Below are 23052 nucleotides of genomic sequence, written 5' to 3' on the forward strand. Positions count from 1 at the left end.
CACTCGGTAAAGCAGCGCGCACAAAAAAGCCCGGTGCAAGGCACCGGGCTTTCGGGTAATGCAGCGGCAAGCGAGCGTTAAAGCACTATTGATTGCTATACGCCCGCCATGCCAGGCACTTATTCAGTTACGACTGGTTAGCCATTTCCTGAACGCGCTGCATCATTTCCGGATCCTGCTGAATGGATTGGCCGATCGCGTTGAAGGTATCGACATCCAAACCGCTGTCCTCGACGACTTCGAGCATACGGTCATTGGCTTCGGCGCGTACTTCCTGCTGTGCGGACTCGTCTTCTGCTTCCTGCAGACGCTGTGTGTACTCTTGAGAGATCACGGCGATTTCTTGAGAAGCATCGGCGAACTGCTGTAGCTGCTGATCAGAGAAGTCCTGAGCCGGCGCTTGCTGGGTGGCCATCGGGTCTTGCGCCGGGTCTTGCGCTTGCTGGGCGTTGGCGGTACCTGCCATCAGGCCGGTTGCAAGCAGTGCAGCTGAAAACAAAGCAGTCAAACGTTGCATGATAAGAAACCTCTTTGCGCATTATGTATGTGGTGATTCAGACGCGACATGCTTCCACAGGTTCAACTTTTAGTGAAATTATACGCAACAAAGTGTTAATAAATGTAACCAAGCAGCTTACAGGTCGTGGTGCTTTAGCGTTTTAAGAGGTGACAGCGCAAAGCGTTCCGGCGACGGGCGTCGCCGATGAAGCCCTTAGAGAAGGTTTAGAGCCGCTCGAGGTAGCCCACGCCGCCCAGGTTGCGCATTTGCTGGCGGATCCACTGGCTGCGCCGCTCGACCTGGCCGTCCGGGCGCGAGGCGCTGCGGTTACGTGGGTCGGGCAGGATCGCGGCCAGCAAGCTGGCCTGACGTTCGGTCATGGCACCGCCCGAGGCGCCGAAGTAGTGATCCGCCGCGGCCTCCAGGCCAAATACGCCGGTGTCCCACTCGGCCACGTTCAGGTACACCTCGAGGATGCGCGTTTTACTCCAGAAGGTTTCGATCAATAGCGTAAACCATGCCTCGAGCCCTTTACGCAGCCAGCTGCGCCCGCTCCATAGAAAGACATTCTTGGCGGTTTGCTGGCTCAAGGTGCTGGCGCCGCGCAGGCGAGATCCTTCCTGGCGGGCCTGCCAGGCGCGGCGCAATTCGACCAAATCGAAGCCGCGGTGCTGGGGAAAACGCTGATCTTCCGCCGCGATCACGGCGAGCTTGGCGTTGCTCGATAGATCCTCGAAGCTTCGCCACTGGCGGGTAATGGTGATCGGCTCGCGGTTGATAATGCTCTGCACCTTGCGCTCGGCCATGATCATCGACCCCGGCGGCGGCACCACGCTAAAGAGCAGCACCAGCGCTACGGATAGCAGCACGAAGGCGAGTGCGCCACGCCATACAACGCGCCATAGAAGACGCAAATAGCGGCGAAGCGCACGATTGAGCATTACGACATCCTTAGGGTTTCATGAGGTGCTGCGCATGATAACGCAGATGCTCCTCGATGAACGAGGCGATAAAGAAGTAGCTGTGATCGTACCCTGGCTGGCGGCGCAGCGTTAGCGGATGGTCGTGCTCTTCACACACGGCCTCTAAACGCTCCGGCTTGAGCTGCTCTTCCAAAAACTGGTCCGCGTCGCCCTGGTCGATGAACAAACGCTGACGCGAGGCGCCGTTGGCGACCAGCTCGCAGGCATCGTATTGGCGCCAGCGGGACTCATCCTCGCCCAGGTAGGCGCTAAAGGCCTTCTGGCCCCAGGGGCAGTTCATCGGATTCACGACCGGGGAGAAAGCGGATACCGAACTAAACCGGCCAGGATGGCGCAGCGCCAGAATGAGCGCACCGTGTCCGCCCATGGAGTGCCCGCTGATCGACTCCCGCCCGTTCACCGGGAAGTGCTGGCGCACCACGGAGGGAAGCTCCTCGACCACGTAGTCGTACATGCGGTAGTGGCTCTTCCAGGGGGCCTGGGTGGCGTTGACGTAGAAGCCCGCCCCGGAGCCCAGATCGAAACTTTCGTGCTCGCCGGGCAGGTCGGTGTCCCGCGGGCTGGTATCCGGGCATACGATGGCGATGCCAAGCTCGGCGGCCACGCGGTGAGCGCCGGCTTTTTGCATGAAATTTTCGTCGTTGCAGGTAAGCCCGGAAAGCCACCAGACCAGCGGCACGCGCTCGTTTTCAGCCTGGGGCGGCAGGTAAACGGCAAAGACCATGTTGCAGTCCAGCGCCCGCGAGTAGTGGCGGTAGCGCTTGTGCCAGCCGCCGAAGCTGCGGTTGGCGGAGACGAGCTCCAGAGTTTCGCTCATGCTCATGAGTAAGCTCCTAAAGATGAAAACGCGGCGGGATAGCCCACCGCGTTTGGTCACGCTTGTGACGATAGCGTTAAATGCATACGGCCGTCTGACGACACGTTAGAAGTGCAAAACGGTGCGAATGCTTTCGCCCTTGTGAAGCAGGTCGAACGCTTCGTTGATCTTCTCGAACGGCATGTCGTGGGTGATGAAATCGTCGATATTGATCTCGCCGTTCATGTAGCTTTCCACGTAGCCCGGAAGCTCACTGCGCCCTTTGACGCCACCGAACGCGGAGCCTTTCCAGACTCGGCCGGTCACCAGTTGGAAAGGCCGCGTGGAGATCTCTTCGCCAGCGCCGGCCACGCCGATGATGATCGACTCACCCCAGCCCTTGTGGCAGCACTCGAGCGCCGAGCGCATGACGTTGACGTTGCCGATACACTCGAAGGAGTAGTCTACGCCGCCGTCGGTCATATCCACGATGACCTGCTGGATCGGGTCCGAGTACTTCTTCGGGTTGACGAAGTCGGTGGCGCCGAACTGCTTGGCCAGTTCGAACTTGTCTTCGTTGACGTCGATGGCGATGATACGGCCCGCCTTGGCCATTACCGCGCCCTGAATCGCCGCCAGGCCGATCGCGCCCAAACCGAAGATCGCCACGGTGTCGCCGGGCTGAACCTTAGCGGTATTGAGCACCGCGCCGATACCGGTGGTCACGCCGCACCCCAACAGGCAAATCTTGTCCATGGGCGCTTCTTTGGAGACCACGGCCAGCGATACTTCCGGTACGACGGTGTACTCACTGAAGGTAGACGTGCCCATATAGTGATGCAGCTTCTGGCCATCCAGCGAGAACCGCGAGGTACCGTCGGGCATGACACCCTTCCCTTGAGTCGCGCGTACGCTGCTGCAAAGGTTGGTCTTGCCGGAAAGGCAGAACTTACACTTGCCGCACTCGGCGGTATAAAGCGGAATGACGTGATCGCCGGGTTTCAGGCTGGTTACGCCCTCGCCTACTTCCTGGACGATACCCGCGCCTTCGTGGCCCAGTACCGCAGGGAAGTTACCCTCCGGATCCTTACCCGACAGCGTATAGGCATCGGTATGACAAACGCTGGTGGCTTCCATCTTGACCAGCACTTCACCGGCCTTGGGGCCTTCTACATCGATCTCGACTAGCTCGAGCGGCTTACCCGCTTCAAGCGCTACAGCAGCGCGTGATTTCATACCATATCTCCTGGGACAAAGAGCAAAGACCTTACTCGATGCGGGTAAGTGTAGTCAGCTAGGCGCCAGGGATAAATAGGGATATACTCACAACATTATTGCTGGACAGCAACAATGGGCTTCGAGGAGTTTCATGCAGCACTGGGATCGTATCGAAGCGTTTGTCGAAGTCGTACGGCTAGGGACGTTTTCTGCCGCCGCGCGCCATCTGAAAGTATCCACTTCGCACACCAGCCGGCTGGTCAGCCAACTGGAAAACCAGCTCGGCGTGCAGCTTCTCTATCGCACCACGCGCCAAATCCGCCTTACCGATGCCGGCTCGCTTTATGTCGAGCACTGCCGCCATCTGTTCGATGGCCTGCGCGATGCCGAGCAGGCCATTAGCGAGCTTCAGGCTAAACCCAAAGGCCTTTTAAAGCTGACCTGCGCGACCACCTTCGGCGAGCGCTTCGTGGCACCGCTGGTCAACGAGTTTCAGTGCCAGCACCCGGAGCTCGAAGTGCACATGCACTTCACCAATCGCGAAGTCGAGCTGATCGACGAAGGTTTCGATATCGCGATCCGCATGGGCGTATTGAAGGATTCCTCGCTGATCGCCAAGCGTCTTTGTGAGCGCCGCGAATATATCGTCGGCGCATCCAGCTACTTTCGCCAGGCGCCCCGCCCCCATACGCTTTCGGAACTCAGCCAGCACCCCTGCCTTTTGGGCTCGCGGCCCTACTGGCTTTTCGAGGTCAACGGCCAGCGCCGCGAGGTTCGCCTGGAGGGTCGCTGGAGCGGCAACTCCGGGCCTGCGCTACTGGACGCCGCCTTGAAAGGGCTCGGCCTTGCCCAGCTTCCCGACTACTACGTGGCGCCTTACCTTGAAAGTGGCGAGCTAATCGCGGTACTGGAGCCGTTTCAACACCACGATACTGCCGTCTGGGCGGTCTACCCCCGCCACCGCCATCTTTCGCCCAAAATTCGTCAGTTGGTCGACTATCTCGCGGCGCATATCGAAAAAAAGCTACCCCCACGCGCGGCGCCAGGTTAAAAAGTGACAATCGGGTGACAAAAGCGCCCATGGAGCGCCTTGACGGCATTATCAGCGTGCGAGCACGAAGAAGTGACGATATAATGAACATTCATCAATGAATGTTTATAGCCGACGCTATGTCTTGTAAGGAAGCTCAATGTCACTCCCCCCACCCAACTGGCCCATCAATTTTAAAACGACTCTCATGCGTGCAACGCTTTATGTTTTGTTCATCGGTGCAATCGCCCAGGGCGCCTACCTGGAAGCGCTCTATATGCCCGTGCTTCGCTTTAGCGAAAACGGCTTTACCGAGCTGACCCAAACCGCGGTGCTGGCGACCTGCTGCCTCATGCTGATTTATGTGCGCCAGGTGTTAAAAGTATGGCCCACGGTCACGCTACTGCTGTTTGCCTTTATTGCCTCGTCGCTGGTCCGCGAGCAGGACTATTTTCTGGACGAGTACATCGCCCGCAATACCTGGAAAATCCTGGTCGCGCTGATCGTGATTCCTTCGATTGCCTGGGTGGTGATCAAGCGCCAACAGTTTTTGGACGAGTTCCGCTACTACAGCAACACCTTCGCTTTCGGCCTTTTCGCCGGCGGAGTGTTGACGACTTACGTCTTTTCGCGCCTGTACGGGCGGAGCATTTTCTGGGAAGCAGTGCTTGGCGAAGGCTACGAGCGCACCTTCAAGGACGCTGCGGAAGAGGTCGTCGAGCTTCTCGGCTATAGCCTGATCCTGTTTGCCACCCTCGAGCTTCTGCTGATGGCGCGGCGGATCTACCTTGCCCGCCAGGCGGCCAAACCCCTGCCCTGATACGCCCTGCCGCCCGCTTTTTAATGCCGCCCTCGAGGCGGCGTTTCATTTTTTATATACCGCTATTCGTAAAGCCATTTGCGAAGGTTTTGGCATGACCGTAGTGTTTTCGTTTAACACTTTTTAAACCTTCCCAATAATCAACCGGATACATTCCTCTCATGGAAAACCCCAACAGCGCCGAAAAGGCATCCAAGCGCAGCGCGTTCACGCGCTTTCTGGATAGCGTCGAGTGGCTGGGCAACCTGCTGCCCCACCCGGTGACGCTATTCGCCATTTTGTGTGTTCTCGTGGTCGTGGCCAGCGGCATTGCCGGCGCTCTAGACGTCTCGGTGGCCGACCCGCGCCCCGCCAACGAAGGCGAATGGATTACGGTCAATTCGCTCTTGAACGCCGACGGGCTTCGCCGCCTGATTACCGAAGTGGTCACCAACTTCACCGGGTTCGCGCCGCTTGGCACCGTGCTGGTCGCCATGCTCGGCGTGGGCGTGGCGGAGCACTCGGGGCTTTTATCCGCCTCCATGCGCGCGCTGGTGCTCAACCGCTCGCCGCGTTTGGTCACCTACGCCGTCGTGTTTGCCGGCATACTATCCAACATGGCCGCCGAACTCGGCTACGTGGTGCTGATTCCGCTGGCCGCGATGATCTTTCACTCCCTGGGTCGCCACCCCCTGGCGGGGCTGGCCGCGGCGTTCTGCGGGGTGTCCGGCGGCTATAGCGCGAACCTTCTGATCGGCACCGTCGACCCGCTGCTCTCCGGCATTACCCAGGAAGCGGCGCGGCTTCTCGACCCGGCCTATATCGTGGGTGCCGAGGCCAACTGGTTCTTCATGTTCGTAAGCACCTTTTTCGTGACCATCATCGGGGGGCTGGTGACCGAGTACATCGTCGAGCCCAAACTTGGCAAGTTCGACCAGGCCTATGCCGAAAGCGATATCGACGACCAGCAAATGGCAGGGCTAAAAGCGAGCGAAAAGCGCGCGCTCAAGGGGACCGGCCTAGCCCTACTCGCCATCGTCGCCGTGCTCCTCGCGCTGGTGGTACCGGAAAGCGGTGTGCTGCGTAATCAGGAAACCGGCGCGATCGGTGGCTCGCCCTTTTTGAGCGGTATCGTGGTGATCGTAGCGGTATCGTTTACCCTGCTCGGCTTTGTCTACGGGCGTATGGCGGGCACCATGCACACCGACCGCGACGTAGTGAACGCCATGGCCAAGAGCATGAGCAGCCTCGGGCTCTATATCGTGCTGGTGTTTTTCGCCGCGCAGTTCGTCGCCCTCTTCAACTGGAGCAACTTCGGTACGGTGACGGCGGTCGCCGGCGCGAGCCTTCTGGACTCATTAGGCCTGAGCGGTCCGGGGCTTTTCGCGCTGTTCATCTTGATGTGCGCCTTCGTCAATCTGTCGCTGGGTAGCGCTTCGGCCCAGTGGGCGGTGACCGCGCCGATCTTCGTGCCCATGCTGATGCTGATGGGCTACGCCCCGGAGGTCATCCAGGCCGCCTACCGGATCGGCGACTCCACCACCAACCTGATCACGCCAATGATGAGCTACTTCGGTCTGATTTTGGCCGTCGCCTCGCGTTATCGTAAGGACATGGGAATCGGCACCCTGGTCGCGCTGATGCTGCCCTATACCCTGTTCATGCTGGTGGGCTGGAGCATTTTGTTCTTCATCTGGGTGTTCGTATTTGGACTACCGGTCGGCCCGGGGGCGGCCACCTACTACACGCTATAAAAAGCCCACTGCACGAAAAAGCCCGCCGTTCAAAGAACGGCGGGCTTTTGCTTTCCACGACTTACTACTTACTACTTACTATTTACCACTTACTACTCACCACTCACTAATTACCACTCACTACTTACCACTCACGCTTCACTACTCATCGAGAAACGAGCGTAGCGGCTCCGAGCGGCTGGGGTGGCGCAGCTTGCGAAGCGCTTTGGCTTCGATCTGGCGGATACGCTCGCGGGTCACGTCGAACTGCTTGCCCACTTCCTCGAGGGTGTGGTCGGTGTTCATATCGATACCGAAACGCATGCGCAGCACCTTGGCTTCCCGGGCGGTCAAGCCACCGAGCACATTGCGGGTCGCCTCGATCAAGCCTTCGCCGGTGGCCAGGTCGATCGGCAGCAGCATGGTGCCGTCTTCGATGAAGTCACCCAGGTGCGAGTCGTCGTCGTCACCGATGGGCGTCTCCATGGAGATCGGCTCCTTGGCGATCTTCAGGACCTTGCGTACCTTGTCTTCCGGCATCTCAAGGCGCTCGCCAAGCTCTTCCGGCGTGGGCTCGCGGCCCATTTCCTGAAGCATCTGACGCGATACGCGGTTGAGCTTGTTGATCGTTTCGATCATGTGCACCGGAATACGGATGGTGCGCGCCTGGTCGGCGATCGAACGGGTAATCGCCTGACGAATCCACCAGGTGGCGTAGGTCGAGAACTTGTAACCGCGGCGGTATTCGAACTTGTCGACCGCTTTCATCAAACCGATGTTGCCTTCCTGAATGAGATCCAGGAACTGAAGGCCACGGTTGGTGTACTTCTTGGCGATCGAGATCACCAGACGCAGGTTGGCCTCGACCATCTCTTTCTTGGCCCGGCGCGCCTTGGCCTCACCGATCGAGAGCTTGCGGTTGACCTCTTTGAGATCCGACACGATCAGCTGGACCATGTCCTCTTCAAAGGCGATCTTGCGCTGGCAGCGGGCGATATCGGCGCGCAGCGGCTCCAAACGATCGGCGTACTTCGGCTGCTCTTCCTGGAATTTATCCAGCCAGCCCTTGTTCGATTCAAAACCGGGGAAGGACTTGATGAACAGCTTGCGCGGTACCTTGGCCTTTTTCACGCAAAGCTGCATGATGGCCTTTTCCTGGGCCCGCACCTGCTCGACGCTGATACGCACCTGGCCCACCAGACGTTCGAAGTGCTTGGGCACGAGCTTGATCGGCGAGAACAGCTCGGCCAGACGCGCCTGCTCGGCCTTGAGCTCGGCACTGCCGCGGCCATGCTTTTTGAACGCGGTGTCCACAGCGGCGTTTTGCTCACGGATCTGCTCGAAGCGCGCACGCGCCTCTTCCGGGTCCGGGCCACCTTCGCTGGCGGTGCTATCGTCGTCCTCGTCCTCACCGTCGCCGTCGATCTCGGCGTCATCGCCAGGCTCAGGGTCGACTTCGGGCTCAACCACTTCGGCTTCGGCAACGCCTGGAATACCTTCGTCCGGGTCGATGAAGCCGGAGAAAAGATCCGACAGTCGGCCTGGCGCCTCCTCGTCCTGGGTCGCGTCGTAGGCGTCGAGGATGGAGGTCACCGCGCCCGGCAAATAGGCAAGTGACGACATCACTTCCCGCGTGCCCTCTTCGATCCGTTTGGCGATTTCGATTTCGCCTTCGCGGGTCAGAAGCTCGACCGTACCCATCTCGCGCATGTACATGCGCACCGGGTCGGTCGTGCGACCTACGTCGCTTTCCACGGCGGCAAGGGCCGCAACGGCCTCTTCCGCAGCGGACTCGTCCGTGGAGTGATCCGACATCATCAAAGTGTCTTCATCCGGCGCTTCTTCAACGACATTGATACCCATGTCGTTGATCATGCCAATGATGTCTTCCACTTGATCCGGGTCGGCGATATCCTCGGGTAGATGGTCGTTGACCTCGGCATAGGTCAGGTAACCCTGTTCCTTGCCGCGCGCGATCAACTCCTTCAGACGCGACTGCTGCTGCGCATTTCCAGCCATAGAAACCCTATCTCGACGAAGAAGAATGAAACACCTGGGGCGCTGAATCGATTAAACTCAACAAGCCGAACATTATAGCGTAATTTGCTGGTTTTTTCCCAGCGAAACGTATTTGCGCGGTGAATCAGGTGTGTTAGTTTGTTCGGTTAGACCATTTTATGGCCCGTAATACTCCCTATATGGCGCCTGGCGGCGGAAATTCAACCCGCACACTGCGCTCTTTTCAAACGCCCTACCCTGCTCTTCGCTTCGAGCGCTTCTCGATTTCATTTCCTGTTGTGACGCTACTGCTTGCGTGTCAGTTCGACCACCAGGGTGGCCAAACGTTGCCGCTGGGTTTTATCAAGTTTCTGCCCCGAACGCTCGAGCGCCAGCAGCGCGTGGTACTCCTCTTCCGGCGAGCGCTTGCGCTGATGGGCGCTTAGGTGTTCGACCAGCCCTAAAAGCTCGGTTTCGCGCGTAGCCGCCGGAATCAAAAGCTCCCGCCGGGCAAGCTCGGCCAGCACCTGGCCCTCTTCGCTGCCTTGAAAATGCGCCAGCACCACCTGGGGGCTTTTATAGCGCCCGGCGCGCAAAAGCGTGACCAGCTCGCGACAAAGCGGCGTATGACTGTCGTCTTCCGGCAGCCAGTCGAGCTCGCCCGGTAGTGCTTCGACCAACCGCGGCTCGAAAAGCAGCAATTGATTGATACGTTCGACGCTCGAGAGCACCTTACCAAGCGCCGACCGCGGCCTGGCCGCTTTCCGGGGGGCGGCGGGGGAAGGCGCAGACTGCGCCGACTCGTCGACATCGACCTCGGCGGCAGGCGCCGGGGCGCGCTTTTCGAGCATGGCCTGAAGCTGCTCTTTGGCGAGCCCGCTTCGCTTGGCAAGCGCCTCGAACAGCAGCGACTGAAGCATGCCCTCCGGCACCTTACCAATCGCCTGCAGTACCTGGCTTGCAAAGCGTTCGCGCCCCTCGACCGTATTCAAATCGCGCCCCTGGCCGGCCTGCTCGAACAAAAACTCGGACAGCGGCATCGCGCAGGTGACCCGGTCCTGAAAGGCTTTTTCGCCTTCGCGGCGTACCAGCGAATCCGGGTCTTCGCCTTCGGGCAGAAACAAAAAGCGCGCCTCGCGCCCGTCGATCATCTGCGGCAGCGCCGTTTCCAGCGCCCGGCTGGCGGCCTGACGCCCGGCGCGGTCGCCGTCGAAGCAGAACACCACGCGGTTGACCAAGCGAAAAAGGCGATGCAGGTGATCTTCGGTAGTCGCAGTGCCAAGGGTTGCCACGGCGTTGTGAATGCCATACTGCGCCAGCGCCACCACGTCCATGTAGCCTTCGACCATGATCAGCTGTTCGAGCTTATTGACCGCCCGGCGGGCCTCATAAAGCCCGTAAAGCTCGCGGCCTTTATGAAACACCGGCGTTTCTGGCGAGTTCAGGTACTTCGGCTGGCCGTCCCCCATGATGCGCCCGCCAAAGCCCAGCGTGCGCCCGCGCAGGTCGCGGATGGGGAACATCACCCGGTCGCGGAAACGGTCATAGGTGCGCCCGGTATCTTCGCGGTGAATCAAAAGCCCGTATTCGACCTGAACCTCTTCGCTCACGCCCTTGGCGCCGAGGTGCTGCTTGAGCGCCTCCCAGCCGTCCGGGGCGAACCCGATACCGTAGGTACTGATCACCTCGTCGGACAAATCCCGCTTTTTGAGGTACGCCTTGGCGGCCTGGCCTTCCTGCATTTTGAGCCGCTCGCGGTAAAAGCTACCGGCAAGCTCCAGAAGGTTCACGCCCTCTTTGCGCTTTTGCTCGCGCTTGCGCTCCCGGGGGTCGTCACCGCCTTCGCGCGGAACCTCGAGCCCCTGGCGTGCGGCCAGCTGTTCGACGGCTTCGGGGAAAGGGAGCTTGTCGTACTCCATTAAAAAGCGCAGCGCGTTGCCGTTGGCGCCGCAGCCAAAGCAGTGGTAGAACTGCTTGTCGGCGCTCACCGTAAATGAAGGGGTCTTTTCCTGATGGAAGGGGCAAAGGCCCGAGTAGTTACGCCCGGCCTTTTTAAGTTGCACGCGCTCACCCACCACCTCGACGACGTCGACGCGGTCCAATAGATCGTCAATGAATCGCTGGGGGATCTGTCCGGCCATGGGTGAACGTTTCCTGCGCGGGGCAAGACAAAATAATGTAACCCAAACGGCCTGCTTGGGTTACGCCACTCTCTCTTGTAAGCATCGATTTTTGGGGCGCCTTAAAAACAAACGGCCACCTTACGGCGGCCGCTTGGCATCCCTCTTGAAATATCCACTAAAACCAACGTGGATATTTCTGGGTACGGATCAATAGAGCCGTTCGAAACGCTTTTGCTCACGCTGAATCTTCTTGGCGTGACGTTTTACGGCCGCGGCCGCTTTGCGCTTGCGCTCAGCAGTCGGCTTCTCGTAATGCTCACGACGGCGTACTTCGGAAAGAACACCGGCTTTTTCGCAAGAACGCTTGAAGCGACGCAGGGCGACGTCAAACGGCTCGTTATCACGTACTTTTACAGAAGGCATTAAGCACTCACCACCTTAAGGAGACTTAGTTCGGATAGTGCGTACACCGCTTTATACAACATCTGTAGATACAGTGTACGACCCTTTTTACAGCGCCGAGTAGTCTAGTCGCCACAAGGCAATTTTGCAACCGGCCGCTTTTGGGCCGCCTTCGCCAAACACCGTGGGCGGCCAGGGCTCAAAGCTGCTCGCGCAGGTGTGAAAGCGAGGCGCCAATGCGCGAGGCAAGCTGCTCTTCGTCCAGGTCCAAAAGCTCGCCGCCGCGTTTGGCGATGCGCCCGCCCACGGCGACCAGCGACACGTTGGCCGGGGTGGCGGCGAATACGATAAAGGCAAAAGGCTCGGTGGGCAGCATGCCAAGGCTGACGCTTTTAGTATCGAGCATGATCAGATCCGCCTGCTTGCCCGGGGTGAGCGTACCGATCTCCTCGCCCATACCGATGGACTCGGCGCCCTGGCGGGTGGCAAGGGAAACGAGGCGCTCGCAGTCGACGCCTTCCTGCTCGCCGCTGGCGCCAATCTCGGTCAGCGCGGCGTGCTTCATCACCGCGAACATATCGCCGCAACCCGCCAGGGCGTTGCCGTCGATACCCAGCCCCAAACGCTCGACGTCCTTGAAGTGGGAAAGACGGGTGAGCCCGTAGCCGACCCGGTGCTCGGTGACCGGCGTCAGCGAAAGGCTCGCCCCGGCCTCGGCCAGGGCGGCCAGGTGCTCTTCGCGCGCGTCGGTGGCGTGCACCACCTGAAGCCGGGGTACCAAAAACTCGCCATCGATCAGATGCTGGAACATCTCGTGGCGGCCTTCGCCGCTTACGTGCACGGAAATCGGCAGGTCAAGCTCCCGCGCGGTGTCGAACTCTCGGCGCTTCATGGTCAGCGCGTCCTGGTTGCCCAGATTATTCGGCAGCCGCCAGGCCAGGCCCAGGGAAAGGCGCCCCTGCTCGCCGTAACGCTCCCAGTTGTCGTGAAGCTCGCTCAGGCGCTCCAGATCGATCTGGCTGCCGTTGGTTTTGCTTTCGTTGCCGAAAAGCAGCCGCACGCGCAGCGGCGAGGCGGACAGCGCCTCAAGCGCCGCCTGGCTATGCTCGTGGCTACGGTTATTGTCGAAAAAGTCATTACTGGTCGTGATCCCGGCGCTAACGTTCTCCATCGCCCCCAGATATTCGCCGACCCAGATATCGGAGGCGCGAAAATGCTCGGCCAGGTGGTTGGTCAGCGGGAAGAACAGGTTGTCCTCGCGCTGGCCGAACATACCGCGCATTTGGGTTTGCCACAGATGGTTGTGAGTATCGACGAGCCCCGGCATGACGATGAAGCCTTCGCCGTTGATGATTTCGCTATCGCCGGTATCGAGATTTTCACCCACCGCTTCGATCTTGCCATCGACGACCCAGACGTCGGCTTTTTCCAGCGGCGCGCGGCCCGGCTCCATGGTCAGCACGGTGGCGCCTTTGATACACCAGCGCTGGGGTGAGGCTTCGGATGCGTCTTCACCGCTCTCGTTTGAGGAGTCGCTTGCGTAGGCGGCGGGGATCAAGCTTGCCCCCGCGACGGCGGACACTGTGCCCAAAAGCCTACGCCGGGTAATACTGAACGGGTCCCGCATTACGATCTCCTCGAAGTGGATAAACGGATCTTCACTAAAGCTAGTCGAGCTTTTCCTGGCGTCAACCGCCGGTGAACGACGAAAGCGCATAACGGCTCGCCGGGTAAGCGTGATAAAATCGCCGCCATCAAGTGATTTACAGAGACCCCCTATGCGTGTGCTTGGCATTGAGACCTCCTGCGACGAAACCGGCGTAGCGATATTTGATACACAAAAGCCCGAGGGCGAAGGGCTTTTGGCCGATGCGCTTTACAGCCAGGTGGCCATGCACGCCGAGTACGGCGGCGTCGTGCCCGAGCTCGCCTCAAGGGATCATACCCGTAAGCTGTTACCGCTGATCGACCAGGTCTTGCACCAGGCAGGTCTTGGCAAACAGGACCTTGACGGTATCGCCTACACCGCCGGGCCGGGGCTTGTCGGCGCGCTGATGGTGGGTGCCAGCACCGCCCACGGCATGGCTCGGGCGCTGGATATTCCGGTGCTGGGCGTGCACCACATGGAGGGCCACCTGCTCGCGCCGATGCTCGAGGAGCACGCCCCGGCGTTTCCCTTCGCCGCGCTTTTGGTCTCCGGCGGGCATACCCAGCTGGTCGAAGTGGCCGGGCTCGGCCGCTACCGGCTGCTGGGCGAGTCCGTGGACGACGCCGCGGGTGAAGCCTTCGACAAGGCCGCCAAGATGCTGGGCCTTGCCTACCCCGGCGGCCCGCTGGTCGCCCAACTCGCCGAACGCGGCGACCCCAAGCGTTTTCGCTTTCCGCGGCCGATGACCGACCGCCCCGGGCTCGACTTCAGCTTTTCCGGGCTCAAGACCCACACCCTGACGACGCTAAAAAAACTCGATGCCGAGGGGGCGCTCGACGAGCAGGCCCGCGCCGACGTTGCCCGGGCGTTCGAGGAGGCGGTCGTCGATACCATGGTGATCAAGTGCCGTCGGGCGCTGGACGAAACCGGCCTCAAGCGGCTGGTGATGGCCGGCGGGGTCAGCGCCAACGCGCGCCTGCGCGAGCGCCTGGCCGTGGAGACCCGAAAGCGCGGCGCCGACACCTTCTACCCCCGTGCGCGGTTTTGCACCGACAACGGGGCGATGATCGCTTATGTGGGTGCGATGCGCCTGAACGCCGGCGAGCATGACCAGGTCGGCATCATGCAGGCCACGCCGCGCTGGCCACTGGAGAAGCTCACCCCGCCCGCGCGTTAGCGGCGCCCGCCAAGGTCGGGCTCCTCGCCTCGGCGCAAGCGGCGAATATTGAACGCGTGGCGTAAGAACACCACCAGCGTAAAGGTGCCCACCACATAGACGTAGGCCGGGGAAAACCAAAGCGCCAGCAGCAAAGCGAGCAGCGCGCTTATAAGCGAGGCCGCCGCCGCGGTGCGCAGCCGCCAGGCCAGCAGCGCCCAGCATGCCGCGCTTGATAGCGCCACCCAGGGCACCAGCACCAACAGCGCCCCAAAGGCGCAGGCCACCGCCTTGCCGCCGCGAAAGCCGTGCCACAGCGGGTAGCTGTGGCCCAGCAGCACCGCCAGGCCCACCCCGCCCTGAACCCATACCGGCAGCCCCTGGCCTTTGGCCAGGGCAAGCACGGGCATCGCTTTGGCGGCATCGAGGACAAGCGTCGCGCCCGCCAGGCGCGGCCCGTAAAGGCGCAGCACGTTGGAAACACCGGGATTGCAGGAACCGCACTCCCGCGGGTCCGCCACCCGGGCCAGGCGGCACACGAAAAGCGCGGCGAGCCAGCTACCGCAAAGGTAACCCAACACCACGCAGAGAAGCGCTACCACCCGGCAACAACCCGCTGTTTTGTATCGTTGACCGGCTTGCTCACGTACACTATTTCCTGACTGTGATGGGGATAAGACGCATGGACCGTATTTTAATTGAAGGCCTGGTGATTGAAACCGTTATTGGCGTTTACGACTGGGAGCGCACCATCACCCAGTCGCTGCGCCTGGATCTAACGCTTGCAACGGATATACGCCCGGCCGCGGCGACGGACGATTTACGCCTGACCCTGGACTACGCCGCGATCTGCCAGCGTATTCAGCAGTTCGCCGACGCGCATCAGTTCGCACTGATCGAAACCTTCGCCGAACGGCTTTGCGAATACCTGCGCCACGAGTTTCCGATTAGCTGGCTACGCCTGGCCGTGCGCAAGCCCGGTGCAGTACCCCAGGCACAAAGCGTCGGCCTTGAAATCGTGCGCGGCGAGATCCCCGAGGTCATCGAGGCATCCACGCCGTGAACCTGGTGTGTTTAAGCCTTGGCAGCAACGCCGAGCCACTACGCCATTTGGCCGCCTGTTTCGAGGCGCTCGAGCAAACCTTTGGCGAGGTCAGCATCTCGCGGGTCTTCGAAAGCGAGCCGGTCGGCTGCGAAGGCGAAGCCAACTTTTATAACGCGGTGGTGGCGTTCAAAAGCGATTGGAGTATCCCGGCGCTCAGCGCCTGGACGAAGGCCCAGGAAGCGGCGCTAAACCCGCGCGTCGCCACCCAGCGCCACCAGCCCAAGGCGCTGGATATCGACCTTTTGAGCGTGGGCGACATCTGCGCGCAAATGGGTGAGCTTACGCTTCCCCGGGACGACATCACCCGCTACGCCTTCGTGCTCCAGCCGCTGGCGGAGCTTCTGCCCGACCAGCGCCACCCCCGCTGCCAGACCCCTTACAAAACGCTTTTCGAGCGCGCCGATTTCCAAAACCAGCGCCTCTGGCCGGTGGCCTTCGAGTGGCGCGGCGTGGCGATCTCGCCCTGAGCTTTTTAACCTGACAGCGCCTCAGAAACCGCCCACTGGCGCCGCTCGCGCAGTGCCTGGCCAAGCTCCCCACCGCGAAAGCCCTCGGCTATCAGCGCCTGGGGGTTGACCTTGCGCGCGTGCTCAAATGCCTGGGTCAACGGTTCCCGTAAGTCCGGCGCCAGCGTCGCCACCAGCTCGAGCTGTGCTTCGACCTGAGCGGGTTTACGAAAGGCGTCCAGCCGCTCCAGCCAGTTGAATACGCCCTCGGCGCTCAGGGCGGCCTTCAACAGCGCACGGGTGAGCGCCACGTGGCGGCAAAGCGCGGCCACGGCGTTGGGCAGGCGCAGCCGCTCGACCAGCGCCTCCCGTTTGGTATCACTGAGGGCACTTGCCAGTAACGCCATACGCCAGTGGGCCAGCGCCTGGCCCTGCTCGGGCGGGGCCAGGCGCATCAGCGCAAGCGCCTCGACAAGCACCGGCGCAAGCCCTGGCCACCAGCTCTCAAGCGCCCCGCAATCGTTCAGGGTGGTGAAATACGCCGCCGGGCTCGGCTCGCCCAGCGCCTTTTCGGTTTCTACCCACACCCGCTCGGCGGCCAGGTGTTCGAGCTCGCCGGCGTCGCTCATCTGTCGCATCAGCGCACGCGTTTCATCGGCGATGACAAAACCAAGCTCCGCGTAGCGGGCCAGAAAACGGGCGGTGCGCAGCACGCGCAGCGGGTCTTCGCCAAACGCCGGCGAAACGTGGCGCAGCACGCGTTTTTCGAGATCGCCCTGGCCGTCGAACGGGTCGCAAAGCGTGGCGTCCGGGCGCTGGGCGATAGCGTTGATGGTCAAATCCCGGCGCAGCAAATCCTCTTCGAGCGTCACCTGTGGGCTTGCGTGCACCTCGAAGCCACTATAGCCGTGACCGGCCTTGCGCTCGGTACGCGCCAGGGCGTACTCCTCGGCCGTTTCCGGGTGCAAAAACACGGGAAAATCACGGCCTACGGGCTTGAAGCCGCGCTCACGCATCGCATCGACCGTGGCGCCCACCACGACCCAGTCGTTGTCATAAACCGGCCAGCCCAGCAGCGCATCGCGCACGGCGCCGCCCACCCGGTAAACCTCCAGCCCCTCCAGGCGACGATCGTGTTCGGCCACCTTAAGCTCCTTCATTTTGACTGGCCACCGCGATGCGCTCGCCGGTATCGAGGTTCATCGCGGTCAACGCGCCGCCCCACACGCAGCCGGTATCCAGGGCGTGGACGTCGATTTTAGCCTTTGGGGTCTGGCCCTCGAGCGCAGCCCAGTGGCCGAATATGAGCCGAATATCGTCCTCCCGCGGGAACTGAAACCAGGGGTAGAAACCGGCTGGCGCGCTATCCAGGCCCTCCTTGGCGGCAAAATCGAGGGTGCCATCGGCGCTGATAAAGCGCATACGGCAAAACACGTTGACCAGGGCGCGCAGCCGGTCCATGCCGTCCAGTGCCTCGGTGAAGCGCGCCGGCTCATTGCCGTAAAGCGTCTCGAGAAAGCGCCCGGAAGACTCGCTTGCAAGCGCGGCCTGGACCTCGGCGCTGTAGCCAAGCGCGGCCTCGGCGCCCCAGCTCGGAAGTATTCCGGCGTGGGCCATCAGGGTGGTTTCTTCTACGACCGCCAGTGGCTGGGCCTGAAGCCAGTCGAGCAGCGCCTCGCGTTTGGGGGCGCCCAGAATATCGTCCAGGGTGTCGCCGCGCTTGAGCCGCCCGCCGCCCCGGGCGGCCACCAGCAGGTGAAAATCATGATTGCCCAGTACGCAGCGCGCGGCACTTCCCAGCGCCTTGGCCTCTTGCAGGCAGGCAAGCGAGCCGGGGCCACGGTTGATCAGATCCCCCACCAGCCACAGCGTATCGCGGGTCGGGTCGAAGCTGAGCTTATCGAGCAGGGCGACGAACTCCGCGTGGCAGCCGTGCAGATCCCCGATGGCGTATGTACTCATAAAAAAAGCCTTATGGTTGGCTAATAAAGATTAAAACGTTAAAGAAAATGCCCCGCTCCCGGCATCCGATCGGCTAATCTGGGGGGACGACCATCACAACGAAAAACGGGCCCTATGCGAGCTATCTCTTTAACGAAGACCGGTCAGCCGTCAACGGCGAAAGACCCTGCACGCCGGGCGCTTTTAAAAGCTGCCTCGCTGGGCGCCGGGAGCGCGCTATTGGCCGGCGCCCCCTGGACCAGCGCCTTTGCCGCCCAAACCGCGGCACCGGTGATCAAAAACGGCTGGCTGCTCGCCCCCGCCGACCTGGACACTAACCATTAATGTATCAGCCATTTGAAGCGCTAAGCGAGCGCCAGCCTTATGATGTCTGCGTGATCGGCGCCGGGGCGGCGGGCATTACCCTTGCCATGACCCTGGCCCAGCAGGGCCACCAGGTGCTTCTATGCGAAGGCGGCGAGGCCTCGCGAAGCGAGCGCTCCCAGGCACTTTACCGGGGTACCAGCGTAGGCGACACCTACCTGGATCTGGCCAGTATCCGGCTTCGCTATATGGGCGGCTCGACCAACCACTGGGGCGGCGTATGCCGGACGCTTGACGCCCACGACTTCACCGCCAAGACCGCCGCGCCACAAACCGGCTGGCCGATCGGCAAGCAAGCGCTCGCCCCTTATTTCGAAGCCGCCGCGGCGCTTTTGGACCTGGAAACCATCCCACCGGATGCGCCCATCGACGGCGCGGGGCTCGAGCGCGTTTATTTCTCGCTGGGTCATGCCGTGCGCATGAAGGACAAGTTCGCCGCCACCCTGAACGGGCTCGAGACCCTCACCTACTGCCTGACCGCCAACCTGGTCGGGCTCGAGACCGACGGTGACCGCGTGCACGCGGCTACGTTTAGCGACTTCGACGGCGTACGCAAAACCATACGCGCGCGCACCTTCGTGCTGGCCTGCGGCGGCATCGAAAACTCGCGCCTGCTGCTTTGGTGCAATCAGCAAAGCGGCGGGCGGCTGGTGCCGGATGACAGAACGCTTGGCCGCTACTGGATGGAGCACCCCCACGCGACCATCGGCCAGGCGCTGTTGTTCGAGCCCGCCCGCTTCGGGCTCGACACCGATTACAACGTCTATCTCTCGCCCACCGCCGCCGCCATGGCCGAGCGCGGCATCCTCAACTGCGGGCTGCGTCTGCACCGCATGGCCCCGGAAGCCACCGAGGCGCTCATCACGGAGCTTGCCGAGCAGGCGCCCGGGCTTGGCGCCGAACTCGCGGGAAGAGCGGGTGGCCCGGTCATGCACGGGGTGTACCTGCGCGCCGCCTGGGAGCAGGAGCCGCGATTCGACAACGCCGTGGAGCTTTCCAATGAGCGCGACGCGCTGGGCGTGCCGTTGAGTCGGCTGGTGTGGCAGCAGTCGGCACTCGACCGGCATACGATTCGCGAAAGCCTGATGCTTTTGGGCGAGTACCTGCTTAAGCAGAATATTGGCCGCGTGCAGTTCGCCGACTGGCTAGCCGCGGAGCCGGTAGCGCTGCCCGAAGAGGGGGAAATTGCCGGGCGCCATCACATGGGTGGTACGCGCATGAGTGAGAGCGCCGACCAGGGCGTGGTCGATCGCGACTGCCGACTCTTCGCCCAGCAAAACATGTACGTGGCCGGCTCCAGCGTGTTCGCAAGCGCCGGCCATGCCAACCCCACGCTCACCATCGTGCAGCTCGCCCTGCGCCTTGGCGTTCACCTCGACGAAAAGCTGCGTGGCGAGATACCTGGCTAGTGGAGCTGGCTGGGCGCGGCCAGACGAAACGGCGCGATGGCGACGTCGAAAGCGCGCTGGGTGGAGGTGTTGAGCAGCGTATAGGCGCCTTCCATGACGCCGACCGGGGTTTGCAGAATCGCCCGGCTGGTGTAGCGAAAGCGCTGGCCGGGGCCGATGAGCGGCTGCTGGCCGACCACGCCCTTGCCGCGTACTTCCTGGGCGTCGCCACTGCCCTGGGTGATCTTCCAGTAGCGCGCCATCAGCTGCACGCTGTGCGGGCTCTGGTTATGCACCGTCACGGTATAGCTGAACACGTAACGCGACTCGCTTTCGCTGGACTCCTCCGGGCAGTACGCCGGGACCACGCTCACCTCGATCGCTAACTGGCTCACGAATCACCCCGCTCGGCGTCCGGCGAAAGCGCGGCCACGTGGTTGGCGATCGTGACGTACTCTTCTACGCTCAGCGTTTGGGGGCGCCGGCCCGGGTCGATCTCGAGGCTTTCCAGGGTCTCGGCGCTAACCCGCCCCTTGAGGTTGTTGCGCAGCGTCTTGCGCCGCTGGCCGAAGGCGAGCTTGACCAGCTCGAACAAAAGCGCCGGGTCCGTCGCCGTATGGGGCAGCTCCTCATGGGGGGTCAGCCGCACGATGGCGGAATCCACCTTGGGCTGCGGCACGAACGCCTCCGGCGCCACGACGAAGAGCTGCTCGACCTGGCAGTAGTACTGCGCCATGACCGAAAGCCGCCCCCAGTCGGTGCCGCCGGGTTCGGCGGCCAGCCGCTCGACGACTTCCTTTTGCAGCATGAAGTGCATATCCGCCACCGCGGACCCCATGCCCAGCAGGTGGATGATCAACGGCGTCGAGATGTTGTAAGGCAGGTTGCCCACTACGCGCAGCGCCGGGCCGTCGCCCTTGAGCGCGTGAAAGTCGAACTTCAGCGCGTCGCCTTCGTGAATGACAAAGCCCGGGTAGTTGAAAAACTGCACGCGCAGCCCCGGGATCAGGTCACGGTCGAGCTCGACCACTTCAAGAGCGCCGTTGGCGTCCAGAAGCGGCCCGGTCAGCGCGCCCTGACCCGGGCCGATCTCGATCAGCCGGTCGCCCTTCGCCGGCCCAATAGCGCGAATGATGCGCGAAATGGTGCCAGGGTCACGAAGAAAGTTCTGACCGAAGCGTTTTCTAGCTCGGTGTTGAAGGGGCGCTTGAGACATCTAACGAAAGTCCTTGAGTAGGATAGAGCATGTAACGGTGTGGGCGGGCCAGTGACGGCTAAGCGGGCAGCGCGGCGGCGCGGCGCCCGCTTAATCGGCGCGCCAGGTTGAGCGCCACCAGAAGGCTATCCGGGTTTGCCACGCCGCGGCCGGCCAAATCGAGCGCGGTGCCGTGGTCTACCGAGGTGCGCACCAGCGGCAGGCCCAGGGTGATATTGGCCGCCTGACCAAAGCCTGCATACTTTAGCACTGAAAGCCCCTGGTCGTGATACATCGCCAGCACGGCGTCGACCTCTTGCAAGTGGCGCGGGGTAAACAGCGTATCCGCCGGGAAAGGGCCGCGCACGTCGATGCCCTGGCCACGCAGGTGGGTAAGCGCCGGGGTGATCGTCTCGATCTCCTCGCGCCCCAAGTGCCCGTCCTCCCCGGCGTGGGGGTTCAGCCCGCACACGGCAATGCGTGGCGCGGCAATACCGAACTGGCGGGTTAGATCGGCGGCAAGAATCGTTACGATCCGCGTTAGACGCTCGAAGGTGATCGCATCGGCGACGTCGCGAAGCGCCAGGTGGGTGGTCGCCAGCGCCACGCGAAGGTCCCCACTGCCCTGCCAACTGCTTGCCTGAGTATGCAGCGCGCGGTCGGTGGCCAGCATCATCACCACCTCGTCGACCCCACAGGCGTCGCGCAGCCACTCGGTGTGGCCGGTAAAATCCTTGAAGCCGCCGTCGATGATCACGCCCTTGTGCAGCGGCGCGGTGACGATGGCGCCGGCCAGGCCTTGCTGGCAGGCGCGAACGCCCACCTCGAGGGTTTCGATCACGTAGGCGGCGTTGGCCGGGTCGAGGACACCCGGGGTGCACGGTGCTTTCAGCGCTACCGGCCAAACCCCCAGATGCGGCGTGCCGGGGCGCTCCAAATGCCCGTCCTCGGCGACGACGATTTCCAGGTCCAGGCCAAGGCGCGCGGCGCGATCTTGCAGCATCCCGGGGTCGCCCACCGCCAGCACCTCGGGGCCGAGACGCCCCTGGGCTGCAAGCATCAGGACCAGTTCCGGGCCGATGCCGGCGGGCTCCCCGGTGGTGATCAACAGCGGAAGAGGAGCGCTTTCAGCCATTACCGGCGGATATCCACAAAGGCCTGGTCACGAATCTCACGCTGCCAGTTTTGCAGCTCTTCGTTGGCACGGCGCTGGAAAATCGCCTGGCGTACCTGCTCGCGACGGCTCTCGTCGGTCACGTCCTGACGGCGGCGGTCGAGCACTTCGATGATGTGGTAGCCGAACTGCGAGCGCACCGGCGCGGAGACCTGGCCGGCACTTAGGTCGTTCATCGCCTCTTCGAAGGCGGGCACGGTCTGGCCCGGGCGTACCCAGCCAAGGTCGCCGCCGTTCATGGCGCTGCCCCGGTCGTCGCTCAGTTCACGGGCCACCGCACCGAACGCCTCGCCCTGCTGCAGGCGCGCGCGGGCCTGTTCGGCGCGCTCCCGCGCCTGGTCTTCATTGCGGGTGGGCGTAAGCTCCACCAGAATATGGCGCGCCTGGCTCTCTTCGATGAACGCCTGGCCCTGCTGCGCGGGCTGCTGCTCGAGGAAGCGCTCGACATCGCGGTCGCTGACGCTGACGCGCTGCTGAATCTGGCGCTGCTGGACCTGGCGCATGAGCATCTCGCGGCGCACGTCTTCGCGCACCTCGGCAAGCGACATACCGTCGGCTTCGACGGCGTCGGCAAAGGCGTCCATGCTCAGGCCGTTGGATTCGGCGATGGTTCTTAGCTGACGATTGAGCTCGGTATCGTCGACGCTCAGATTGGCCTGGCGGGCCATTTGCAGCTGGATTTCGTCGAGCACCATGCGCTCGAGCACCTGCTCCTGGAGCTGGCGGCGCGGCGGCAGGTTCCCGCCCTGGGCCTGGGCTTGCTGCTCGACCTGCGCCATACGCTCGTCGAGCTCGCTTTGCATGATCACGCCGTCGTTGACCACCGCGGCCACGCTGTCCAGGGTTTGGCGTTGGCTATTTTGGAAATCCTGGGCGTGGGCATTAACGCTTACCAGCGCCGCGCTCGCGCCCAGACACAGCGCCAGCGCCCCGGCCGTCGATAGCCACTTTAGCTGCCGTGAAAAACCGCCACCTGCCAGGCTCTTGTTCATCGTCATAGAAAAATCTCTTGTCGTCGCTATTGAATAAAAGCG

23 protein-coding genes are annotated in these 23052 nt (G+C 62.2%); 8 read left to right on the plus strand and 15 right to left on the minus strand.

Annotated elements, in window-relative coordinates:
* Positions 1 to 127: 127 nt before the first annotated feature.
* From ACWHXT_RS12885 to ACWHXT_RS12900, 4 genes are all read right to left on the minus strand, one after another.
* Positions 128 to 517, minus strand: coding sequence for a DUF4168 domain-containing protein (locus ACWHXT_RS12885; protein ID WP_447926677.1), 390 nt, complete (start codon positions 515 to 517; stop codon positions 128 to 130).
* Positions 518 to 723: 206 nt separating this feature from the next.
* The gene (gene mtgA / locus ACWHXT_RS12890; protein WP_447956135.1) at positions 724 to 1440 is read right to left on the minus strand and encodes a monofunctional biosynthetic peptidoglycan transglycosylase; all 717 of its coding nucleotides are present in this window, start codon (positions 1438 to 1440) and stop codon (positions 724 to 726) included.
* A gap of 10 nt (positions 1441 to 1450) precedes the next feature.
* Positions 1451 to 2305 (minus strand): S-formylglutathione hydrolase, encoded by an 855-nt coding sequence (fghA, locus tag ACWHXT_RS12895; RefSeq protein ID WP_447926679.1) that lies wholly within the window; start codon positions 2303 to 2305, stop codon positions 1451 to 1453.
* Between the two features lie 99 nt (positions 2306 to 2404).
* On the minus strand, positions 2405 to 3514 hold the full coding sequence (locus tag ACWHXT_RS12900; RefSeq protein ID WP_447926680.1) for an S-(hydroxymethyl)glutathione dehydrogenase/class III alcohol dehydrogenase: 1110 nt from the start codon (positions 3512 to 3514) through the stop codon (positions 2405 to 2407).
* Between the two features lie 133 nt (positions 3515 to 3647).
* On the opposite strand from ACWHXT_RS12900, the gene ACWHXT_RS12905 reads away from it, so the two are divergent.
* The 3 genes from ACWHXT_RS12905 to ACWHXT_RS12915 all read left to right on the plus strand — a co-directional run bounded on the left by ACWHXT_RS12905 (position 3648) and on the right by ACWHXT_RS12915 (position 7079).
* A complete protein-coding gene (locus tag ACWHXT_RS12905) occupies positions 3648 to 4547 on the plus strand; it encodes a LysR family transcriptional regulator (protein WP_447926681.1) in 900 nt (299 codons plus the stop codon).
* Positions 4548 to 4686: 139 nt separating this feature from the next.
* Positions 4687 to 5346 carry a hypothetical protein gene (locus tag ACWHXT_RS12910; RefSeq protein ID WP_447926682.1) on the plus strand — a complete coding sequence of 220 codons (660 nt, stop codon included), beginning with the start codon at positions 4687 to 4689 and terminating at the stop codon, positions 5344 to 5346.
* Positions 5347 to 5507: 161 nt separating this feature from the next.
* Positions 5508 to 7079 carry an AbgT family transporter gene (locus ACWHXT_RS12915; RefSeq protein WP_447956136.1) on the plus strand — a complete coding sequence of 524 codons (1572 nt, stop codon included), beginning with the start codon at positions 5508 to 5510 and terminating at the stop codon, positions 7077 to 7079.
* Positions 7080 to 7220: 141 nt separating this feature from the next.
* Here ACWHXT_RS12915 and rpoD read toward each other — a convergent pair whose 3' ends face one another.
* The 4 genes from rpoD to ACWHXT_RS12935 form a co-directional block, all read right to left on the minus strand.
* A complete protein-coding gene (gene rpoD / locus ACWHXT_RS12920; RefSeq protein ID WP_447529548.1) occupies positions 7221 to 9077 on the minus strand; it encodes an RNA polymerase sigma factor RpoD in 1857 nt (618 codons plus the stop codon).
* A gap of 284 nt (positions 9078 to 9361) precedes the next feature.
* Positions 9362 to 11197, minus strand: coding sequence for a DNA primase (dnaG, locus tag ACWHXT_RS12925; RefSeq protein WP_447956137.1), 1836 nt, complete (start codon positions 11195 to 11197; stop codon positions 9362 to 9364).
* Between the two features lie 189 nt (positions 11198 to 11386).
* Positions 11387 to 11602, minus strand: coding sequence for a 30S ribosomal protein S21 (gene rpsU, locus ACWHXT_RS12930; RefSeq protein WP_007113641.1), 216 nt, complete (start codon positions 11600 to 11602; stop codon positions 11387 to 11389).
* A gap of 178 nt (positions 11603 to 11780) precedes the next feature.
* Positions 11781 to 13208 carry an amidohydrolase family protein gene (locus tag ACWHXT_RS12935; RefSeq protein ID WP_447956138.1) on the minus strand — a complete coding sequence of 476 codons (1428 nt, stop codon included), beginning with the start codon at positions 13206 to 13208 and terminating at the stop codon, positions 11781 to 11783.
* 151 nt (positions 13209 to 13359) lie between these two features.
* Here ACWHXT_RS12935 and tsaD point away from each other — a divergent pair, with 151 nt between their 5' ends.
* Positions 13360 to 14406: a tRNA (adenosine(37)-N6)-threonylcarbamoyltransferase complex transferase subunit TsaD gene (tsaD, locus tag ACWHXT_RS12940; RefSeq protein ID WP_447926686.1), complete on the plus strand. Its 1047-nt coding sequence runs from the start codon at positions 13360 to 13362 to the stop codon at positions 14404 to 14406.
* Here the strand turns inward: tsaD and plsY are convergent.
* The gene (plsY, locus tag ACWHXT_RS12945) at positions 14403 to 14987 is read right to left on the minus strand and encodes a glycerol-3-phosphate 1-O-acyltransferase PlsY (protein ID WP_447956139.1); all 585 of its coding nucleotides are present in this window, start codon (positions 14985 to 14987) and stop codon (positions 14403 to 14405) included. The two genes, tsaD and plsY, sit on opposite strands and share 4 nt — an antisense overlap.
* 80 nt (positions 14988 to 15067) lie before the next feature.
* Here plsY and folB point away from each other — a divergent pair, with 80 nt between their 5' ends.
* Together folB and folK are read left to right on the plus strand one after the other, a co-directional pair.
* Positions 15068 to 15448, plus strand: a complete 381-nt coding sequence (gene folB / locus ACWHXT_RS12950) for a dihydroneopterin aldolase (protein WP_447529553.1) — start codon at positions 15068 to 15070, stop codon at positions 15446 to 15448.
* Positions 15445 to 15957, plus strand: coding sequence for a 2-amino-4-hydroxy-6-hydroxymethyldihydropteridine diphosphokinase (gene folK, locus ACWHXT_RS12955; protein ID WP_447956140.1), 513 nt, complete (start codon positions 15445 to 15447; stop codon positions 15955 to 15957). Before folB ends, folK begins: the two co-directional genes overlap by 4 nt.
* Before the next feature lie 5 nt (positions 15958 to 15962).
* Here folK and ACWHXT_RS12960 read toward each other — a convergent pair whose 3' ends face one another.
* A complete protein-coding gene (locus ACWHXT_RS12960; RefSeq protein ID WP_447956141.1) occupies positions 15963 to 17081 on the minus strand; it encodes a polynucleotide adenylyltransferase in 1119 nt (372 codons plus the stop codon).
* A 1-nt stretch (position 17082) separates the two neighbouring features.
* Positions 17083 to 17898 carry a symmetrical bis(5'-nucleosyl)-tetraphosphatase gene (locus ACWHXT_RS12965; protein WP_447956142.1) on the minus strand — a complete coding sequence of 272 codons (816 nt, stop codon included), beginning with the start codon at positions 17896 to 17898 and terminating at the stop codon, positions 17083 to 17085.
* A 114-nt stretch (positions 17899 to 18012) separates the two neighbouring features.
* On the opposite strand from ACWHXT_RS12965, the gene ACWHXT_RS12970 reads away from it, so the two are divergent.
* On the plus strand, positions 18013 to 18222 hold the full coding sequence (locus ACWHXT_RS12970) for a hypothetical protein (RefSeq protein ID WP_447956143.1): 210 nt from the start codon (positions 18013 to 18015) through the stop codon (positions 18220 to 18222).
* Positions 18222 to 19670 (plus strand): FAD-dependent oxidoreductase, encoded by a 1449-nt coding sequence (locus tag ACWHXT_RS12975; RefSeq protein ID WP_447956144.1) that lies wholly within the window; start codon positions 18222 to 18224, stop codon positions 19668 to 19670. Before ACWHXT_RS12970 ends, ACWHXT_RS12975 begins: the two co-directional genes overlap by 1 nt.
* On the opposite strand, the gene apaG is transcribed toward ACWHXT_RS12975, so the two are convergent.
* From apaG to ACWHXT_RS12995, 4 genes are read right to left on the minus strand one after another with little or no spacing between them, the layout of a single operon-like run.
* Positions 19667 to 20044 carry a Co2+/Mg2+ efflux protein ApaG gene (gene apaG, locus ACWHXT_RS12980; RefSeq protein WP_447956145.1) on the minus strand — a complete coding sequence of 126 codons (378 nt, stop codon included), beginning with the start codon at positions 20042 to 20044 and terminating at the stop codon, positions 19667 to 19669. The genes ACWHXT_RS12975 and apaG overlap by 4 nt on opposite strands.
* Complete coding sequence (gene rsmA / locus ACWHXT_RS12985) at positions 20041 to 20865, minus strand: 16S rRNA (adenine(1518)-N(6)/adenine(1519)-N(6))-dimethyltransferase RsmA (protein ID WP_447956146.1); 825 nt, start codon at positions 20863 to 20865, stop codon at positions 20041 to 20043. The genes apaG and rsmA overlap by 4 nt, the downstream gene beginning before the upstream one ends.
* Positions 20866 to 20923: 58 nt before the next feature.
* Positions 20924 to 21979, minus strand: coding sequence for a 4-hydroxythreonine-4-phosphate dehydrogenase PdxA (gene pdxA, locus ACWHXT_RS12990; protein WP_447956147.1), 1056 nt, complete (start codon positions 21977 to 21979; stop codon positions 20924 to 20926).
* Positions 21979 to 23016 (minus strand): peptidylprolyl isomerase, encoded by a 1038-nt coding sequence (locus ACWHXT_RS12995; RefSeq protein ID WP_447529562.1) that lies wholly within the window; start codon positions 23014 to 23016, stop codon positions 21979 to 21981. Before ACWHXT_RS12995 ends, pdxA begins: the two co-directional genes overlap by 1 nt.
* Positions 23017 to 23052 lie beyond the last annotated feature (36 nt).

Source organism: Vreelandella halophytica, from assembly GCF_968193635.1.

Coding starts and splice junctions, on each gene's coding strand:
- ACWHXT_RS12970 (WP_447956143.1), top strand. CDS start 18,013: ATGCGAGCTATCTCTTTAACGAAGACCGGTCAGCCGTCAACGGCGAAA.
- ACWHXT_RS12910 (WP_447926682.1), top strand. CDS start 4,687: ATGTCACTCCCCCCACCCAACTGGCCCATCAATTTTAAAACGACTCTC.
- dnaG (WP_447956137.1), bottom strand. CDS start 11,197: ATGGCCGGACAGATCCCCCAGCGATTCATTGACGATCTATTGGACCGC.
- folB (WP_447529553.1), top strand. CDS start 15,068: ATGGACCGTATTTTAATTGAAGGCCTGGTGATTGAAACCGTTATTGGC.
- ACWHXT_RS12900 (WP_447926680.1), bottom strand. CDS start 3,514: ATGAAATCACGCGCTGCTGTAGCGCTTGAAGCGGGTAAGCCGCTCGAG.
- tsaD (WP_447926686.1), top strand. CDS start 13,360: ATGCGTGTGCTTGGCATTGAGACCTCCTGCGACGAAACCGGCGTAGCG.
- ACWHXT_RS12965 (WP_447956142.1), bottom strand. CDS start 17,898: ATGAGTACATACGCCATCGGGGATCTGCACGGCTGCCACGCGGAGTTC.
- pdxA (WP_447956147.1), bottom strand. CDS start 21,979: ATGGCTGAAAGCGCTCCTCTTCCGCTGTTGATCACCACCGGGGAGCCC.
- rpoD (WP_447529548.1), bottom strand. CDS start 9,077: ATGGCTGGAAATGCGCAGCAGCAGTCGCGTCTGAAGGAGTTGATCGCG.
- ACWHXT_RS12905 (WP_447926681.1), top strand. CDS start 3,648: ATGCAGCACTGGGATCGTATCGAAGCGTTTGTCGAAGTCGTACGGCTA.
- rpsU (WP_007113641.1), bottom strand. CDS start 11,602: ATGCCTTCTGTAAAAGTACGTGATAACGAGCCGTTTGACGTCGCCCTG.
- ACWHXT_RS12885 (WP_447926677.1), bottom strand. CDS start 517: ATGCAACGTTTGACTGCTTTGTTTTCAGCTGCACTGCTTGCAACCGGC.
- ACWHXT_RS12935 (WP_447956138.1), bottom strand. CDS start 13,208: ATGCGGGACCCGTTCAGTATTACCCGGCGTAGGCTTTTGGGCACAGTG.
- ACWHXT_RS12915 (WP_447956136.1), top strand. CDS start 5,508: ATGGAAAACCCCAACAGCGCCGAAAAGGCATCCAAGCGCAGCGCGTTC.
- rsmA (WP_447956146.1), bottom strand. CDS start 20,865: ATGTCTCAAGCGCCCCTTCAACACCGAGCTAGAAAACGCTTCGGTCAG.
- ACWHXT_RS12995 (WP_447529562.1), bottom strand. CDS start 23,016: ATGACGATGAACAAGAGCCTGGCAGGTGGCGGTTTTTCACGGCAGCTA.
- mtgA (WP_447956135.1), bottom strand. CDS start 1,440: ATGCTCAATCGTGCGCTTCGCCGCTATTTGCGTCTTCTATGGCGCGTT.
- ACWHXT_RS12975 (WP_447956144.1), top strand. CDS start 18,222: ATGTATCAGCCATTTGAAGCGCTAAGCGAGCGCCAGCCTTATGATGTC.
- fghA (WP_447926679.1), bottom strand. CDS start 2,305: ATGAGCATGAGCGAAACTCTGGAGCTCGTCTCCGCCAACCGCAGCTTC.